The sequence below is a fragment of the Pseudomonas sp. genome, assembly GCF_046581935.1.
Classification (GTDB): Bacteria; Pseudomonadota; Gammaproteobacteria; order Pseudomonadales; family Pseudomonadaceae; genus Aquipseudomonas.
The window spans coordinates 1-18,748 of sequence record NZ_JAYGFK010000001.1 but is presented as its reverse complement, the minus strand read 5'-3'; the positions used below and the strand labels follow the sequence as shown (position 1 = coordinate 18,748).

Sequence of the window (18,748 nt, the reverse complement as noted above, 5' to 3'; positions counted from 1 at the left end):
CCGCTGCGTCAAGGCGTAGACTGCGCGGCTTCCTGAGATTTAGCCGGATACTTGTCATGCTCACCCAAACCCGCCTGCAACGCAGCTGCACAGAACTGTGCAGCCTGCTGAAGCTGGCAACACCGATCATCATTGCCCAGTTGGCCAATACCGCGATGGGCTTCGTCGATACGGTGATGGCTGGCCGGGTTAGCCCGCAGGACCTGGCAGCCGTGGCGCTGGGCAACTCAATCTGGGTGCCGGTATTTCTGCTGATGACCGGTATTTTGCTGGCCACTACACCGAAGGTCGCGCAACGCTTTGGCGCAGGGGCCCATACCGAGATCGGCCCATTGGTACGTCAGGCCATGTGGCTGGCGCTGGCAGTAGGCATCGCAGCGGCAGTGATGTTGTGGAATGCGGAGATCATCCTCAAGCTGATGAACGTCGACCCCGCCCTGATCGGCCCGGCCATGGGCTACCTGCGGGCGGTAGCCTGTGGTTTTCCGGCGGTGGCGCTATACCACGTGTTGCGCTGCTTCAGCGACGGTTTGGGCCATACCCGCCCCAGCATGATCATGGGTCTGATGGGCCTGGCCCTGAATATCCCGCTCAATTACATCTTCATTTACGGCAAGCTCGGTTTGCCCGCCATGGGCGGCGTCGGCTGCGGCTGGGCGACTGGCCTGGTGATGATATTTATGTTTCTGAGCATGCTTGGCTGGATTAAATGGGCGCGTTTTTATCAGCCCAGTAAAATTTTCAGCCACTTTGAATGGCCACAGTGGGCCGTGCTCAAGCGCCTACTTTCGGTCGGCCTGCCGATTGGCATTGCGGTGTTTGCCGAGTCGAGCATCTTTGCCGTGATTGCCTTGCTGATTGGCGGCCTGGGTGCCACGGTGGTAGCCGGACACCAAATCGCCCTAAATTTCAGCTCCATGGTGTTTATGATCCCCTACTCCCTTGGCATGGCCGCCACTGTGCGGGTAGGCCACGCCCTTGGCCGAGGCGAACCACGTGAGGCACGCTTTGCTGCCGGCGTCAGCATGGCGGCGGCATTGGGTTATGCCTGCATATCGGCCAGCCTGATGCTGCTACTGCGCGAGCAGATCGCACAAATCTACACCCCTGACCGCACGGTAATCGCAGTGGCAACCACCCTGCTGGTGTATTCCGCGCTGTTCCAATTCTCCGATGCCATCCAAGTTACCGCTGCCGGCGCGCTGCGCGGCTATCAGGACACGCGCGTGACCATGATCCTGACCCTGTTTGCCTATTGGGGCATCGGTCTGCCCGTGGGTTACGCCCTCGGCCTAACCGACTGGTTCGGCGCGCCCAGTGGGCCAAGCGGCCTCTGGCAGGGCTTGGTGGTCGGCCTGACCTGCGCCGCCGGCATGCTCGCCGTACGCCTGGCCGGTAGCGCGCGCAAACGCATTCGAGCCGCTAAGATGGCCTGATGAACGCCCGCCTATTGCTGCTGATCACGACACTTTGCCTGTACGCCTGCACGCCAGCCGATGACGGCTTGGCGCTGCAAACAGACTATTTAAAGCGCTTGAGCAACGCGCTGGATGTTGAACAAGCAGCGCCATTCAACCCCAGCGAACTGACCCGCTACCGCCTACCTGCCCGCCGCGAGCGGTTGATCGAAATTCCCGAACTGCGTATCAGCCTGCTTGAGCTGCTGGTCGAGGTGCGCCGCTGCCCTGCCCTGCAGCAACAGATCAGCCTGCGCAACAGTAGCCTGGGCAAACAACTGACACCCAGCAGTCGCCTGGCCTATGAAGGCGACCTGCTGCGCACTCTCGACAGCTGCATCGAGCACTTACGCGAGCAGAAGCAGCAACAACTACGCGGCACCCTGGAGCAACTGGCGCAGGACAAACGCGCACAACTGCACGCGGTATTCTGGAATGCCTTGAATGCCAGCCCTGAGGTCGAGCGCTATCTGCGCTTCGCCAAACTAGCGCTACCAATGGACGCCATGGAAGACGACGCCGCCCTGGATGCCCTGGCACAACTGGCAAACATCGGAAACAGCCTGCCCGCTAGCTTGCCACCAAGTGCCGAGCAGCTTGATCCGCTGTTCTTTGCCCTACACGCCAGCGATCAGGGTGGCCAACTGATTACCAGCCTGGCCAGCCTGACCCACACACTCAACCAGGGCAGCGCGCTGCTGGAAAGTCGCCAGCAAGCCAGGCCGCTGTGCCCCATCGGCAAAGCCACAGAGCGCGGGCGCATTGCGCAGAACATCTTCGTCAAGTATTACGCCGGCCGGTTGCAGCCTTACCTGGCCCAGGTCGACCAGCGCGGGCAACGTTGGAGTAACAGCCTGCAGCGCCTTAGCCGCGTGGAGCAGATACCGCCAGCCAGCCAGCACTACCTAGCGCGCCTAAGCGCGCAAGATGCTTCGTTGTGGGCAGACTTCCAGCAGGCAACCAAACGCCATGTGCGCAGCTGGCAACGCTTGCTCAACAGCTGCGGCTTGGCTCCCGGTCAGTCGGGATGGCACGGCAACGCCGCCAACACCGACCAGTAAGCCTCAGACAGCAACTCGCGCCCCACCAACAGGTGGGCCAGGTAATCGGCACTGGGCAGCAAACCCTCTTCGCGAAAGGCCGGGTTGGCGATATACACCCAGGCCGGCTGCACGCCATGCCCGGTGACAATCGGCAAACACTCGCGACTGTAAAAAACCGGCGTGCCTTCGAAGTGATCCAGCTTGGCAATTTCGCCAGCGTCCGGCAGGCGATAAAGCACGCCCTCCACCACGCAGTCGCGCTGATGGCGAATATTCGCGTAGGCACGGCCAGGGGCGCGGTTGGTCGCACGCTTGTTGAAGCACAAGCTGTAGCCCGGCAGATGACCTGGCAGCGCCTCCAACACCGTCAGTCCGCGCGCCTGCATTCGCGCCGGGTTCATGTTCGAGCCGTAGGCGAAGTACCAGTTTCCCCAGGTGCTGTGAGCACGTAACGAGCGAAGGCCAGGCAAGGCAAAAACAGGTGAGGACGCAGAGTTTACTGGCTGTAAATGAGTGCCCGAGCCGGTTTTTAACGCAGCATGGTCGAGCGCAGTAGTGCTCACATCGCCAGGCATTAGTCGAGCTTCTTGCGGATCAGGTACAGGTAAGTCGCACCGTCTTCAGCCTGCTCCACCAGCTCATGGCCGAGAAACACGCAGAACTTAGGGATATCGCGACGGGTCGAGGGGTCAGTGGCAATTACCTTGAGCAAGCCGCCGGCCGGCAAGTCGCGCACTTTGTTGTGCAGCATCATCACCGGCTCCGGGCAATTCAGCCCAGTGGCGTCGAGGGTGTCATCAGGAAGCGTAGGGGTTTGCAAAGACATCAGTGGGCTCCAGTTGCAGGCGGCCATTCTCGCGCAATGCCGTTCTTGAGGCCATCTAAGCGTGGCGAAACAGTGCAAACGCCACGCAGGGAGATCCACACAACCTTGGATGGGCAGGCAACATCAGCCTGGTCAGGCACGCTGCGCAGCGCCAACTATTCCAATAAGAGCCAGCCATGCGCCTTTTTCTGTTGCTTACCGCCCTCCTGCTCAGCGGCTGTGCCGCCCGTGACCATCTACCCGACTTCAGCGCCAGCGCGCAGCAGGATCTGCCTGCGACTTATTTCGACGCGGTAATCTACGGCCGCGACGGCACGCGCTTGTCGGCCACGGTGTTCCAACCAGCCCTCAAAGTCGGCGAACAGGCCCCAGTCATCGTTCACACCCATGGCTGGGGCGGTTGGCGTGTCACGGGGCCGAACGGCTTCTACGGCACCCAGATGATGTCCGGCCGCGCCGCGCTAAAAGCCTGGCGCGCCGGTTACTGGGTGATCAGCTATGACCAACGCGGCTGGGGTGGCAGCGAGGGCAACATCGAAATGATGGACCCCAGGTTCGAGGTGCAGGATGCCCTGGCGGTGATCGACTGGGCCGCCGCCAACTTGCCGCGCCTGAGTATGGACGCGCCAAACGACCCCAAGGTCGGCATGCTCGGCGAAAGCTACGGCGGTGCCGTGCAACTGCTGGCATCCGCAACGGACCCGCGCATCGACGCCATTGTGCCCATCGCCACCTGGTACGACCTCAGCGAAGCCCTGGCCCCGGACAGCCACCTGAAAATCGGCTGGGGCAGCGTATTGCTCAGCCTGGGCCTGGCGACTGGCTATGACCTGGGCAAATTCATCCAGACGCCCTACCTGAAGAGCGCCGACGGGCGCATGCGCGAACCGGTGCGCGCCGAACTCAAGGACCATAGCCTGACCAGCTACTGCGCACGCGGCCAACGCCCGCAGGCCGACGCACTGCTGATTCAGGGCATGCGCGACACGCTGTTCCCGCTCAATCAGGGCCTGGCGATTCGCGACTGCTTGCAACAAGGCGAGCATGACGTACGCCTGCTCGGCATGCAGGGCGGGCATATCTTGCCGCCACCCTTACAACGCTGGAGCGGCCTGCCACCGTTCAATAACGAAGCCGTGCTGCACTGCGATGGTCGGGCGATCAACCTCTACCAGAGCATCATCAGTTGGTATGAAGACAAACTGCGTGGCCGCAAAGGCGTGGCTGCGAGCATTCCCGAGCTCTGCATCAGCCTAGATCTGGATCAGGGCCTAACGTTACAGCAGTTACCGAGCAGCCAACGTTTCGAACTGCCTGCCACGACAATTCGCCCAATCAGCAGCGGGCTGTTGCAGCCCTCACGGTTTATTGCCTTACAGCAGGTGCAGCAACTCAGTGCACTGATCGGCGTGCCGCGCGTACTGCTGGAGAACCCAGAGCAACTACCGACGCTGTTCGCTGCTCTGGTGGTCAAGCGTGCCAGTGGCGGCAGCGAAGTGCTAAGCGAACAAGTCACCCCACTCAAGGGCCACCCCAGCACCGAACTGGCCGCCGTCAGTGCGCAGTTGCAACCGGGCGATGTGCTTGGCCTGCAGCTCAGTGGTTTCAGCGGCCAGTACCTGTTCAACGGTTCCTGGCAACTGCACAACAGCACCCTGCGCGGGGCCGTCGAGCTGCCGCAGTTGCTGCTGTTACAGCCGCAACTGGCCGGGCATTAAAACTATTTGCTTAAGCGGCGCAGGTGACAGGTCACTTCCTCGCGGTCGTGATAAAGCTGCTTACAAGCAATCGAGACCTTGATCTTGCGCTCGGCAAAACCATCCTCCAGGCGCTGCAATAGGCGGCGCACCTCGGCATAGCGTTGCTTCATCGGCAGCTTCAGATTGACCACCGCCTCACGGCAGTGGCCTTCGCCAATCCAGGCTTCCAGCAAGGCGGCGCTGCGGGCGGGCTTTTCGACGATATCGCAGACCATCCAGTCCACCGGCTGCTTGGGCTTCCAGGTGAAGCCATCAACCATCAGGTGCTGCACCAGCCCCGTATCCATCAAGCTTTCCGCCATTGGCCCGTTGTCGATGGCGGTGACCAGCATGCCGCGCTTGACCAACTGATAGGTCCAGCCGCCTGGCGCTGCGCCGAGGTCAACCCCGGTCATGTCACCCGACAGGCGCTCATCCCATTGTTCACGGGGGATAAAGGTGTGCCAGGCCTCTTCCAGCTTGAGGGTCGAGCGGCTGGGGGCCTCGCGGGGGAACTTCAGGCGGGGAATGCCCATAGGCCACAACGCCGAGTTATTCACCTCGGCCATACCGGCAAACACCTCGCGGCCGCTTTTGAAGGTCAACAGCAGGCGTGGCTTCTGTGCATCCTCGACCAACTTGCCGGCCTTAGTCAGCGCGTTGCGCAGTGGTGCCTCGAACTTCTTGCAGAAATTCGACAGTTCCTTGCCATCGTTGGTATCCAACACTTCCAGCCACAAGCTGCCGAACACTGGTGAGTCCGCGAGATGGCCGAGCAGCACACTGATACGGTCCAGCTCGGGCAGGTTGATAAACGCGCCGCGCGCCCATTGCCGTGGAAATATCAGCTGATTAAAGCACACGCCACGCATCAAGCGCTCCGCGCCATCCTCTTCAGTGCAGATAAATTCAGCGCAGGCGTTGCTCGGCTTTGCTTTGGCGTAGCCGGAAACATCTAAACGTGCCGCATGCTCGGAAATTTCCGCGCATACCTCATTCTCAAAACCAGGACGGCAGTGCAGCAGCAAGCTATTCATCGGTCACTCTCCTCAAGGCGCGCATCATAGCGGACTCGGGAACCCTTAGCCCTGTGACCTGTCCAGTTTGAACACCCTATGCTTAAACCCCGGGCTGCGACGCCGCAAAATATCTATTAGATGGCGACCAGCCGCAGGCCCTTAAATGGCAAGCCTGGCCAAGCACAGCTAGGGTGAACAGTCAGCAGCAATTAATCCGGCTTGCACCGTGGCAAGCCCCAGGAGATGCGCAATGCCTTCCTTAGACAGCCTGAACAGCCGCCGCAGCCTCGAAGTAGAGGGCCAAAGCTACCAATACTTCAGCCTGCCCGAAGCCGCTAAATCCCTCGGCAACATCGACCAGCTACCGATGTCGCTAAAAGTCCTGTTAGAAAACCTGCTGCGCTGGGAAGACGGTAAAACCGTCACCGGTAGCGACCTGCAAGCCATGGCCGACTGGCTAAAGAGCCGCAGCTCCGAGCGAGAAATCCAGTACCGCCCAGCCCGCGTATTGATGCAGGACTTCACCGGCGTACCAGCCGTAGTCGACCTCGCTGCCATGCGTGACGCCATGGCCAAAGCTGGCGGCGACCCGCAGAAGATCAACCCGTTATCGCCGGTTGATCTGGTGATCGACCACTCGGTAATGGTCGATAAATACGCCAGCCACAGCGCCTTCGAGCAAAACGTCGACATCGAGATGCAGCGCAACGGTGAACGCTATGCCTTCCTGCGCTGGGGTCAACATGCCTTCGACAACTTCAGCGTGGTGCCGCCAGGCACCGGCATCTGTCACCAGGTCAATTTGGAATACCTCGGCCGCACCGTCTGGACCAAGGAAGAAGACGGGCAAACCTTCGCCTTCCCCGACACCCTGGTCGGTACCGACTCGCACACCACCATGATCAACGGTCTTGGCATTCTCGGTTGGGGTGTTGGTGGCATTGAGGCCGAAGCAGCAATGCTCGGCCAGCCGGTATCGATGCTGATCCCCGAGGTAATCGGCTTCAAACTGAGCGGCAAACTCAAAGAAGGCATCACTGCCACCGACCTAGTGCTGACCGTCACCCAGATGCTGCGCAGCAAAGGTGTGGTCGGTAAATTTGTCGAGTTTTATGGCGACGGCCTGGACGATCTGCCGCTGGCGGATCGCGCCACCATCGCCAACATGGCCCCGGAATACGGTGCCACCTGTGGCTTCTTCCCAGTTGATGCGATCACCCTGGGTTATCTGCGCCTGTCCGGCCGCCCACAGCAAACCGTCAAACTGGTCGAGGCCTACTGCAAAGCCCAAGGCCTATGGCGTGAAACAGGGGTTGAGCCGCAGTTCAGCGACAGACTAGAACTCGACATGGGCAGCGTGGAAGCCTGCCTGGCCGGGCCGAAACGTCCGCAAGATCGCGTCGTATTACCTGACGTCAAACAAGCCTTCGACGACTTTATTGGTTTGCAGCTCAAGCCCGAAGCCAAAGCCGATGCGCGCCTGCTTGACGAAGGTGGTGGCGGTGCGGCGATTGGCAGCGCCAATCTGGTTGGTGAGGCTGACTACGAATATGAAGGGCAAACCTACCGCCTGAAAAACGGCGCAGTGGTGATTGCCGCCATCACCTCCTGCACTAACACCTCCAACCCCAGTGTGATGATGGCCGCCGGGCTGCTGGCGAAGAAAGCCGTGGAAAAAGGCCTGCAACGTAAACCCTGGGTAAAAAGCTCGCTGGCCCCGGGCTCCAAGGTCGTCACCGAATACTTCAACGCGGCCGGCCTGACCCGCTATCTGGATGAACTGGGCTTCGACCTGGTTGGCTACGGCTGCACCACCTGCATTGGCAACTCCGGGCCGTTGCTTGAGCCGATTGAACAGGCCATCCAGCAGTCCGACTTGAGCGTCGCCTCGGTATTGTCCGGTAACCGCAACTTCGAGGGTCGCGTGCATCCGCTGGTGAAAACCAACTGGCTGGCCTCTCCGCCCCTGGTCGTGGCTTATGCACTGGCCGGCAGCGTGCGCCTGGATATCACCCGCGAAGCCTTGGGCCAGGACCAAAATGGCCAACCGGTTTACCTCAAGGACATCTGGCCGAGCCAGGCAGAAATCGCCGAGGCAATCATCAAGGTCAACACCGCGATGTTCCACAAGGAATACGCCGAGGTTTTCGCTGGCGACGAACAGTGGCAAGCCATCGAAGTCCCGCAAGCCGCCACCTACACCTGGCAGGACGATTCGACCTATATCCAACATCCGCCGTTCTTCGACGCAATCACCGAAGCACCGCCACATATTGGCGACATCCATCAGGCGCGCATCCTCGCCCTGCTCGGCGATTCGGTAACCACCGACCACATCTCCCCGGCCGGCAACATCAAAACTGAAAGCCCGGCTGGGCGTTACCTGCGCGAACAAGGCGTTGAACCGGTCGACTTCAACTCCTACGGCTCACGGCGCGGTAATCATCACGTCATGATGCGCGGCACCTTCGCCAATATCCGCATCCGTAACGAGATGCTCGATGGCAAGGAAGGCGGCAATACCCTGCACGTCCCGAGCGGCGAACAACTGTCGATCTACGACGCGGCCATGCGCTATCAAGAGGAACAAACCCCATTGATGGTGATTGCCGGCAAGGAATACGGCACCGGTTCCAGCCGCGACTGGGCCGCCAAAGGCACCAACCTGCTCGGCATCAAGGCCGTGATCGCCGAAAGTTTCGAGCGCATTCACCGCTCCAATCTGGTCGGTATGGGCGTACTGCCGTTGCAGTTTAAGCCGGGCCAAGACCGCAAAACACTGCGCCTGACGGGCAAGGAACAACTCACGCTTCGCGGCCTGGATGATGTGGAGCTGCATCCTTCAATGACCCTGACCCTGGATATCCTGCGCGAAGACAACAGCCAGGAAAGCATCGACCTGCTGTGCCGCATCGACACCCTTAATGAAGTGGAATACTTCAAGGCTGGCGGCATTCTTCACTACGTACTGCGGCAGATGATCGCCAACTGAGGCCCTTGCCCTGCTGCCTCGTGCAGCAGGGTGGCAAGACGCCGTCAAGCAAGAATGGTAAATTTTGCGACAAAAATGTGACGTCAATCAAAAAGCGTTACACTCGCCAAAAATGGACTCAACCCTCAACTTCGCCGGCCCAAGGCCGATGAAGGGGTATTACAACAACGGATATTTGCCATGCGTAATAACCAGCCGGTCACTCAGCGCGAACGCAGCTTCCCCGCTCAACAGCGATTGATCTCGACGACCGACCTCAAAGGTCAAATCAGCTACTGCAATGACGCCTTTGTCGAAATCAGTGGGTTCACTCGCGATGAATTGATTCGTGCGCCGCATAACCTAGTGCGCCATCCCGATGTACCGGCTGCCGTGTTCCAACACATGTGGGACACCCTGAAAAAGGGTCGGCCGTGGATGGGCATCGTCAAAAACCGTTGCAAGAATGGCGATCACTACTGGGTTAATGCCTACGTCACCCCCGTGACGGAGAATAATCAGGTCGTGGGCTATGAATCCGTACGGGTAAAGCCCACCGCCGAACAAGTGCGACGCGCTGAAGCGCTGTACCTGCGGATTAACAACGGTAAGTCGGCCGTCCCCAGCCGTGATCGCTGGTTACCGGTGCTGCAAAACTGGCTGCCGTTTATTCTGATCAGTCAGCTTGGTTTCCTGATCGGCGCCTGGCACGGCTCCAGCTGGGGCTTTGCCTTGGCTGCCGTGCTCTCAGTGCCGTTAGGGCTAGCCGGGGTGAACTGGCAACAACGTGGCCTCAAACGCCTGCTGCTATTGGCTGACCAGACCACCTCCGACCCGCTGATCGCGCAAATGTACACCGACAGCCGCGGTGCTCAGGGCCGTCTGGAAATGTCTATTCTCAGCCAGGAAGCACGCCTGAAAACCTGCCTGACGCGCCTGCAGGACACCGCCGAGCAACTGACCAAGCAAGCCAAACAAGCCGATACCCTGGCGCACAACAGCTCTGCTGGCCTGCAACGTCAGCGCCATGAAACCGACCAAGTGGCCACTGCCATCAATGAAATGGCGGCTACAACCTTGGAAGTTGCGAGCAACGTCGCGCGCACAGCAATCGCCACCCAGGACGCCAACCGCCTGACCAGCGCCGGCCGCAGCATCGCCAGCGAAACCCGCCTGGCAATTCAGCGCTTGTCGCAGTCAGTCGGTGATACCGGTGAAACAGTCACCCGCCTCGCTCATGACAGTAATGAAATCGGCGGCGTGGTTGATGTGATCAAAGGCATCGCCGACCAAACCAACCTACTCGCCCTAAACGCTGCCATCGAAGCAGCGCGCGCCGGCGAAATGGGCCGAGGCTTTGCCGTGGTGGCCGATGAAGTTCGCTCCCTGGCGCAGCGCACAGCTGAATCAACAGGGCAGATTCATCAGTTGATCGCCAAGCTACAGCGCACCGCCGAAGAGGCCGTATTGACCATGGAAGTCGGCCGCAAACAAGCCGACGAAGGGGTTGAACGCGTACAGCAAGCCGACGAAGCCTTGGCCGGTATCAGTGATGCAGTGGCGAACATAGCCGACATGGCCAACCAAATTGCCGCCGCCGCCGAGGAACAGAGCGCAGTGGCCGATGAAGTCAATCGCAGCATCACCACGATTGCTCAGTTGGCCGATCAAACCGCTGGCGAAGCGCATGACACCGCCCTGCTCAGCGAGGCCCTAACGGCCACGGCACACGGCCAGTACGCTCTGGTAGAGCGCTTCAACAGGTAGCCTGGGGCGCACAGTTGTGCGCCCTCTACCGCCCCGCTACAAACACTCCGCTACAGGTTCTCGTAACGGTTCATATCCAGCACGCCAGCCTCAACAGGGTTGGTTTCCTGGATATACGCCGACATGTCATGGAAGTAGCGCCAAAACTCCGGGTGCGTGCGGCGCACGCCCCAACGCTCAACCACGCTCTCGAACGCGGTTTGATCACGCACTTGCTCCATTGCTGCAACAAACTCCGCCACCTGCTCCGCTGGAACGTTGAAGATAAAGTTCGGGTAACTACTGAGCACGCCCGGATACACCGTCAAAGTATCCAGCGCGGGCTGGTAGCGCAGTTCCTCACCCAACATGAAAGCCACGTTACTGTGCGCGCGATTACGCAGCAGGCTGTACACCTCACGCTGACCATTGGCGAGCTGCACCCTTAACAAGGTAGCCTCCGGCAACTGCTCAATCACCCTGAGTGCGGCACCGGGCTTGCCGGTCAGGCGGCTCAGCGACTGCTCGGCGTGCTGCAACTCAATCGCGATACCTGAACGATGACAATACGCGCCGTCGCAACGGTTGATCGGGTCCGGGCGCGCATTCAAGCTGCCATAACGCTCAAGCAGCGCGGTTACAAAACTGCGTTTAGGGTCGCTACCGGGCAGTTGCAAGGCGCTCGGGCTGTCAGTGTCAATCGACTGATAATCCAACCAAACCTTCAGCTTGCCGCTGCTCTGATACCAATCATCCAGATAGCCCTGGCGGGACTCAGCAGGCATCAAACGCAGAAAGTTGACCTCGGCACCGTTGCGGATCAGGTCGAAATACAGCCGCGTTTGCGCTTGGTGCGAAACATTGCCGAATACATCGAAGTTAACCACCAGTTGATAGTAGGTGCGCTCAAGTAAAGGGAAATCCAGCCACCAGATCGTCTGCGGCACTTCGCCAACCAGACCTTTGCCCACCGAGGCGCTGTCGTGCTGACGGAAGATCGACAGCAAGGCATTGTCGTTACCGGCCCAGATATGCGACCAACTCGCTGCCGGCGCATCGGCATATCGCTGCATGCGCAGCGCCTCGTAGGCATTGCGCTTATCACGGTATGAGCGCCACAACCCCAGCATGTCGCTAATGCCATCCAACTGCCCGGGCATTGCCAATAAATGAGTGGCCTCGGCGCGATACTCAGGGTCGGTGAGATACAGATCGTGTTTCGGATCTTGGAACAACGCCCAGAAATTATCGCGAATCACATCCGTGGCGATCTGCCCACGGCACACCGGGCCACGGATAAACGTACGCACGAAGTACTCCGCGTTATCCAGCATGAACTGGTAGCGCGCCTGCGGCGGAATCGCCGCAAAGGTTTCAAACGGGTTAGCGCGGCGTTGAATACCGTAGCCCGGCACGGCGTCGACTTGCCAGTCGCTGGCGAAGAACAGCTCTTTGATCCGCGCCAACTTCGCCGCGCTAAGCCCGTAAGTGATGTGGGTCTTATGCACAATGACCCCTTGCACCGGCTGTAGGCGGTAATAGAAATCGGTGCCAGGATCATCATTGGGCTGGCGCGTGGCGATGATATTAACTGGCTGACCGCTGGGCGTACGTGAGCGCACCAGCTGAAAGAAATGGCCCGACTCGCCACCAGCAAAATACAGATGAGCCAGGAACAGGTGCTCGTATAGCCAGCGCGAAACCAATGACTCACGTGCGCCGTGAGCATTCATAAAGGCTTCCCAGGTGGCCACTTGCTGCTCTTCTGCGGCACTGGCCTGCACGGCCTGCTGATCAACCGGCGCGCCTTGGGCAAGCCAGCGTTGCAGGGTTTGATAGTCGGTTTCGCTCAATCCGGTAACGGCGAATGGCATGCCGACTTGCGGGCTCTTGCGGGTAAATTCGGCGAATTCTTCGGGCAATGGACATTGATTGGCGCGGTCGATGCCAATATCCAGTTGCACCGGCAGTTTGCTATTGGCGGTAAAGGATTGCTGATGGCCCTGTTCCAGCATGCGCGTCATCAAAGCGGCCTGACTGCCCTGCTGATCCAGCACCGAGGTAAAGCCCTTACGCTGCCAGGCCGCAGTGCCATGGGCATCAACAAACAAGCGGGTGGTAGCCTGCGCTTCTCTGCGCGTACCGTTGTACACCGCCGCCTTACTCGCACCGCGCAGCGCACCCTCGGCACTGCCCAAGTTCAGCTGGCATGGCGAGTCGTAGCAGGCATGGCAGGCCACGCAGTTCTTGGTGAAAATCGGTTGGACGTCACGGCTGTAAGAGATGGGCTCAGCGGCTTGCAATGAGCCGATGAACAAAAAACACGCGCCAAGCAGTAAGCGGCAGAACATGAAAACGTCTCTAAAAGGGCTTGAGGGGCGATTTTAGCTGGCTCCAGCCAGTAAAGGTTAGCCCGCGAACATGAATAGGATTCATGTGAAAGCACAGACCACTGCAAAAGCGCGCAGCTTTGCTATCATCGCCGCCTTTGTTTACGCGCCTCAGGTAGCTCCCCATGTCCGATCGTAATGCCCGCCTTCATGCCCTACAGAAGGCTCTCTCCGAGCGCATCCTGATCCTCGACGGCGGCATGGGCACCATGATCCAGAGCTACAAGCTGGAGGAAGAGGACTACCGTGGCGCGCGCTTTGCCGACTGGCCGAGCGACGTCAAAGGTAACAACGATTTGCTGATTCTCAGCCGCCCGGACGTCATCGGTGCCATCGAGAAGGCCTACCTGGATGCCGGCGCGGACATCCTGGAAACCAACACCTTTAACGCCACCCAGGTATCCCAGGCCGATTACGGCATGGAGAGCCTGGTGTATGAGCTGAACGTCGAAGGCGCGCGCCTGGCCCGCCAAGTGGCCGATGCCAAGACCCTGGAAACCCCGGATCGTCCGCGCTTTGTTGCCGGCGTGCTCGGTCCAACCAGCCGCACCTGCTCGCTCTCCCCCGACGTCAACAACCCCGGTTATCGCAACGTCACCTTCGATGAGCTGGTGGAAAACTACACCGAGGCAACCCGCGGCCTGATCGAAGGCGGCGCGGACATGATCCTGATCGAAACCATCTTCGACACCCTCAACGCCAAGGCGGCGATCTTCGCCGTGCAGGAAGTCTTCGAGCAGCAGGGCTTCGAGCTGCCGATCATGATTTCCGGCACCATCACCGACGCCTCCGGCCGCACCCTGTCCGGGCAGACCACTGAAGCGTTCTGGAACTCGATCAACCACGCCAAGCCGATCTCCGTAGGCCTCAACTGCGCCCTGGGTGCCAAAGACCTGCGCCCATACCTGGAAGAGCTGTCGGCCAAAGCTGGAACCCACGTCTCCGCCCACCCCAACGCCGGCCTGCCGAACGCCTTCGGGGAGTACGACGAAACGCCGGAGGAAATGGCGGTGGTGATTGAAGAGTTCGCCGCCTCGGGCTTTTTGAACATCGTCGGCGGCTGCTGCGGCACCACGCCGGCGCATATTCAGGCGATTGCCGAAGCGGTGAGCAAATACCCGCCGCGCGCCATTCCGGACATCCCTAAGGCCTGCCGCCTGTCTGGGCTTGAGCCATTTACTATCGACCGCAACTCGCTGTTTATCAACGTCGGCGAGCGCACCAATATCACCGGCTCGGCCAAGTTCGCCCGCCTGATCCGCGAGGACAACTACACCGAAGCCCTGGAAGTCGCCCTGCAGCAGGTGGAAGCCGGCGCGCAGGTGATCGACATCAACATGGACGAGGGCATGCTCGATTCGCAGAAGGCCATGGTCACCTTCTTGAATCTGATCGCCGGCGAACCAGACATCTCCCGCGTGCCGATCATGATCGACTCCTCCAAGTGGGAAGTGATCGAAGCCGGCCTCAAGTGCATCCAGGGCAAGGGCATCGTTAACTCGATCTCGATGAAGGAAGGCGTCGAGCAGTTCAAGCACCACGCCAAGCTGTGCAAGCGCTACGGCGCGGCCGTGGTGGTGATGGCCTTCGACGAAGCCGGCCAGGCCGACACCGCCGCGCGCAAGCGCGAAATCTGCCAGCGCAGCTACGACATTTTGGTCAACGAAGTCGGCTTCCCGCCGGAAGACATCATCTTCGACCCGAACATCTTCGCCGTAGCCACCGGCATCGAAGAGCACAACAACTACGCGGTCGACTTTATCGAAGCCTGCGCCTACATCCGCGACCACCTGCCCCACGCGCTGTCGAGCGGCGGCGTGTCCAACGTGTCGTTCTCCTTCCGTGGCAACAACCCGGTGCGTGAAGCGATTCACTCGGTGTTCTTGTACTACGCGATCCAGAACGGCCTGACCATGGGCATCGTCAACGCCGGCCAGTTGGAAATCTACGACGAGATTCCCAAAGAGCTGCGCGACGCCGTGGAAGACGTGGTGCTCAACCGCCACGACGGCGCGACCGAAGCGCTGCTGGCGATTGCCGACAACTACAAGGGCGACGGCAGCGTTAAGGAAGTCGAAACCGAAGAGTGGCGTACCTGGAGCGTGGTGGACCGCCTCAAGCACTCGCTGGTCAAAGGCATCACCAGCCACATCATCGAAGACACCGAGGAATGCCGCCAACAGTGCGCACGCCCCATCGAAGTGATCGAAGGCCCATTGATGGCCGGGATGAACGTGGTCGGCGACCTTTTTGGCGCGGGCAAGATGTTCCTGCCGCAGGTGGTGAAATCCGCCCGCGTGATGAAGCAGGCGGTCGGTCACCTGATCCCCTTTATCGAGCTGGAAAAAGGCGACAAGCCGGAAGCCAAAGGCAAGATCCTCATGGCCACGGTAAAAGGCGATGTGCACGACATCGGCAAGAACATCGTCGGCGTGGTACTCGGTTGTAACGGCTACGACATCGTCGACCTCGGCGTGATGGTGCCGGCCGAGAAAATCCTGCAAACGGCGATTGCCGAAAAATGCGACATCATCGGTCTGTCCGGGCTGATCACCCCATCGCTGGACGAAATGGTGCATGTCGCCCGCGAAATGCAGCGCCAGGGCTTCCACCTGCCATTGATGATCGGCGGCGCGACCACCTCGAAAGCCCACACGGCGGTAAAAATCGAGCCCAAGTACCAGAACGACGCGGTGATCTACGTTACCGACGCCTCGCGCGCGGTCGGCGTGGCCACGCAGTTGCTGTCGAAGGAACTGAAAGCCGATTTTGTCGAGCGCACCCGCCTGGACTACATCGAAGTACGCGAGCGCACCGCCAACCGCAGCGCCCGCACCGAACGCCTGAGCTACGCCAAATCGATAGAGAACAAACCCAAGTTCGATTGGGCGAACTATCAGCCCAGCGTGCCGACTTTCACTGGCGTGAAGGTACTGGACAATATCGACCTGAATGTTCTGGCCGAATACATCGACTGGACGCCGTTCTTTATCTCCTGGGACCTGGCCGGCAAGTTCCCGCGCATCCTCACCGATGAAGTGGTCGGCGAGGCCGCCACCGCGCTGTATGCCGACGCCCGAGAAATGCTGAAGAAGCTGATCGACGAGAAGCTGATCAGCGCGCGTGCCGTGTTCGGCTTCTGGCCAGCCAACCAGGTGAATGACGACGACCTGGACGTCTACGCCGATAACGGCGACAAGCTGGCCACCCTGCACCACCTGCGCCAGCAAACCATCAAGCCGGACGGCAAGCCGAACTTCTCCTTGGCCGACTTTGTTGCACCGAAAGACAGCGGCATCACCGATTACGTTGGCGGCTTTATCACCACCGCCGGTATCGGCGCGGAAGAAGTCGCCAAGGCGTATCAAGAAGCCGGCGACGACTACAACAGCATCATGGTTAAAGCCCTGGCCGACCGCCTGGCCGAAGCCTGCGCAGAATGGCTGCACAAAGAGGTACGCACCACCTATTGGGGCTACGAGCCGGGCGAGGCGTTGAGTAACGAGGAACTGATCAAGGAAGCCTACAAAGGCATCCGCCCTGCTCCCGGTTACCCGGCTTGCCCCGACCACACCGAGAAAAAAGCCCTGTTTGAATTGCTCGACCCGGCGGCCGAATTCAATAAGGCCGGCGACAGCGGCGTGTTCCTCACTGAGCACTACGCCATGTTCCCGGCGGCTGCCGTGTCCGGTTGGTACTTCGCCCACCCGCAAGCGCAGTACTTTGCCGTCGGTAAAATCGACAAGGATCAGGTGGAAAGCTACACCGCCCGGAAAAAGCAGGACCTCAACGTCAGCGAGCGCTGGTTGGCACCGAACCTGGGTTACGACAACTAACACACGGCGGCGGGTACACACGGCAGCGGAGGGCTTGCAGCTGAGCCCTCCGCCGTTGTGATGAGGCCTTTCTCAGCCAACCACTGCTGGGCATTGCCCCCGGTGCGCGAGCCCTCCTTATGCACAGCCTTGATCAACTTCGCAGCGGAGAACTGGCCGGTATTCCTCGGCTAGACCTTTGCTGCGATCTGCACGACTTTCCAGAGGAAATTTTCTCTCTGGCCGACAGCCTCGAAGTGCTCAACCTCTCGGGCAACCGCCTCAGCGCACTCCCCGCCGACCTAACGCGCCTGCACAAACTGCGTATTGTGTTTTGCTCAGACAACCTATTCACCTCAGTACCTGAGGTGTTGGGCCGCTGCACGCAACTCGAAATGATCGGTTTCAAGAGCAACCGCATTCAACACCTGCCCGCTGCGGCACTGCCGTCCGCGTTGCGCTGGCTGATCTTGACCGACAATCAACTCCAGCAGCTACCGGCTGAGTTAGGTGACTGTGCCCACTTACAAAAGCTGATGTTGGCGGGCAACCAGCTGCGCGCCCTACCCGAAAGCCTGGCCAATCTGCAGCGCCTGGAGCTGCTGCGCATTGCCGCTAACCGCCTAGAACATCTGCCGGAATGGCTCACGGCATTACCGTCCTTGTGCTGGCTGGCCTTTGCCGGCAATCCATTCAGTGACGCCAGCGAAGCTGCAATTCTCCAGCAACATCCACTGCCAACCATCGCCCGTGACACCCTTGAGCTGGGTGAAATACTCGGCCAGGGCGCCTCGGGGATAATCCGCAGTGCAACCTGGCAGGAGCCCAATCAGCCGGCGCAGGCCATGGCGGTGAAACTGTTCAAAGGCGATGTAACCAGCGACGGGCTTGCCCACAGTGAGATGGCCGCCTGTATAGCAGCCGGGGCACACAACAACCTGATCAGCGCTGCCGGCCCACTGCAACCCCTGCAGGACGCCCCGCCCGGCCTGCTACTGGCGCGTATTACACCGAGCTTCCAAGCACTGGCCGGACCGCCCTCACTCGCCAGCTGCACGCGCGACTGCTATGCCGAGCAGCGTCGTTTCACCGTGGCAGAAGCCTTACGCATTTTGCGCGACACCGCGGCGGCCGTCGTTCACCTGCATCAACGCGGCATTCTCCACGGCGATTTGTATGCCCATAACCTGCTGGTCGACCCAGCCGGGCACACCCTCCTGGGCGATTTCGGCGCAGCGTCGTTTTTTGACCCACAGAGCAACAACGGAATTGCCCTGCAACAGCTTGAGGCCCGGGCCTTTGCCTGCTTGCTAAAGGAGTTGTTAGTGCGTTGCAACAAAGACGACCAGCCCGCTCAACAAACCCGCTTGTGGCACCTGCATACGCGCTGCAGCCACCCGCAACCGGCCGAGCGTCCGTTGTTTGCCGAGATTCAAGAGTGCCTGCAAGGCTGCAACGTGGCCTAAATAAATCATCAACGTTCAAAAGGCGTCGGCGATTAATTATCTAGCTGCCTGACCACTGCGAATTGATCAGAAATAAGTCACGCGCCTTATTTGGCTCGACGTAATCAGCAGGCACCGATTGGCCGAAGGCAGAAATCGGCCGATTCTGTTGAAAAAGTAGCGGCCTCCCCATGCCGTTGGCAAAATTGCTTTGTCAGCGAGCGTGGGGGCGAACAGCATGATGGGACAGTTACCGGGAGGACAGCAGCGCCTGTTCTACTCGTTCAATCTGGAAGA

At 59.9% G+C, this 18,748-nt stretch carries 11 protein-coding genes; 7 read left to right on the top strand and 4 right to left on the bottom strand.

Annotated features, from left to right (window positions below):
- Positions 1–56 precede the first annotated feature (56 nt).
- The gene (locus tag VCA57_RS00055; protein WP_411182919.1) at positions 57–1,436 is read left to right on the top strand and encodes an MATE family efflux transporter; all 1,380 of its coding nucleotides are present in this window, start codon (positions 57–59) and stop codon (positions 1,434–1,436) included.
- Positions 1,436–2,518, top strand: coding sequence for a DUF3080 family protein (locus VCA57_RS00050; protein ID WP_411182918.1), 1,083 nt, complete (start codon positions 1,436–1,438; stop codon positions 2,516–2,518). Before VCA57_RS00055 ends, VCA57_RS00050 begins: the two co-directional genes overlap by 1 nt.
- On the opposite strand, the gene VCA57_RS00045 is transcribed toward VCA57_RS00050, so the two are convergent.
- Positions 2,476–2,970 carry a gamma-glutamylcyclotransferase family protein gene (locus tag VCA57_RS00045; RefSeq protein WP_411182917.1) on the bottom strand — a complete coding sequence of 165 codons (495 nt, stop codon included), beginning with the start codon at positions 2,968–2,970 and terminating at the stop codon, positions 2,476–2,478. The genes VCA57_RS00050 and VCA57_RS00045 overlap by 43 nt on opposite strands.
- Positions 2,971–3,074: 104 nt before the next feature.
- Entirely contained in the window at positions 3,075–3,326 is a 252-nt protein-coding gene (gene tusA, locus VCA57_RS00040; protein WP_411182916.1) for a sulfurtransferase TusA, read from the bottom strand.
- Between the two features lie 176 nt (positions 3,327–3,502).
- Here tusA and VCA57_RS00035 point away from each other — a divergent pair, with 176 nt between their 5' ends.
- A complete protein-coding gene (locus VCA57_RS00035; RefSeq protein WP_411182915.1) occupies positions 3,503–5,044 on the top strand; it encodes an alpha/beta fold hydrolase in 1,542 nt (513 codons plus the stop codon).
- Positions 5,045–5,046: 2 nt separating this feature from the next.
- Here VCA57_RS00035 and rlmM read toward each other — a convergent pair whose 3' ends face one another.
- Positions 5,047–6,102, bottom strand: a complete 1,056-nt coding sequence (gene rlmM / locus VCA57_RS00030; protein ID WP_411182914.1) for a 23S rRNA (cytidine(2498)-2'-O)-methyltransferase RlmM — start codon at positions 6,100–6,102, stop codon at positions 5,047–5,049.
- 232 nt (positions 6,103–6,334) lie between these two features.
- Between rlmM and acnA the strand changes: the two genes are divergently transcribed.
- Entirely contained in the window at positions 6,335–9,076 is a 2,742-nt protein-coding gene (gene acnA / locus VCA57_RS00025) for an aconitate hydratase AcnA (RefSeq protein WP_411182913.1), read from the top strand.
- A gap of 180 nt (positions 9,077–9,256) precedes the next feature.
- Positions 9,257–10,822 (top strand): methyl-accepting chemotaxis protein, encoded by a 1,566-nt coding sequence (locus VCA57_RS00020; RefSeq protein ID WP_411182912.1) that lies wholly within the window; start codon positions 9,257–9,259, stop codon positions 10,820–10,822.
- A 50-nt stretch (positions 10,823–10,872) separates the two neighbouring features.
- On the opposite strand, the gene VCA57_RS00015 is transcribed toward VCA57_RS00020, so the two are convergent.
- Entirely contained in the window at positions 10,873–13,152 is a 2,280-nt protein-coding gene (locus VCA57_RS00015; protein ID WP_411182911.1) for a fatty acid cis/trans isomerase, read from the bottom strand.
- Positions 13,153–13,316: 164 nt separating this feature from the next.
- On the opposite strand from VCA57_RS00015, the gene metH reads away from it, so the two are divergent.
- On the top strand, positions 13,317–17,027 hold the full coding sequence (metH, locus tag VCA57_RS00010; RefSeq protein WP_411182910.1) for a methionine synthase: 3,711 nt from the start codon (positions 13,317–13,319) through the stop codon (positions 17,025–17,027).
- 119 nt (positions 17,028–17,146) lie between these two features.
- Positions 17,147–18,472, top strand: coding sequence for a leucine-rich repeat-containing protein kinase family protein (locus VCA57_RS00005; protein ID WP_411182909.1), 1,326 nt, complete (start codon positions 17,147–17,149; stop codon positions 18,470–18,472).
- The last annotated feature ends 276 nt before the right edge of the window (positions 18,473–18,748 follow it).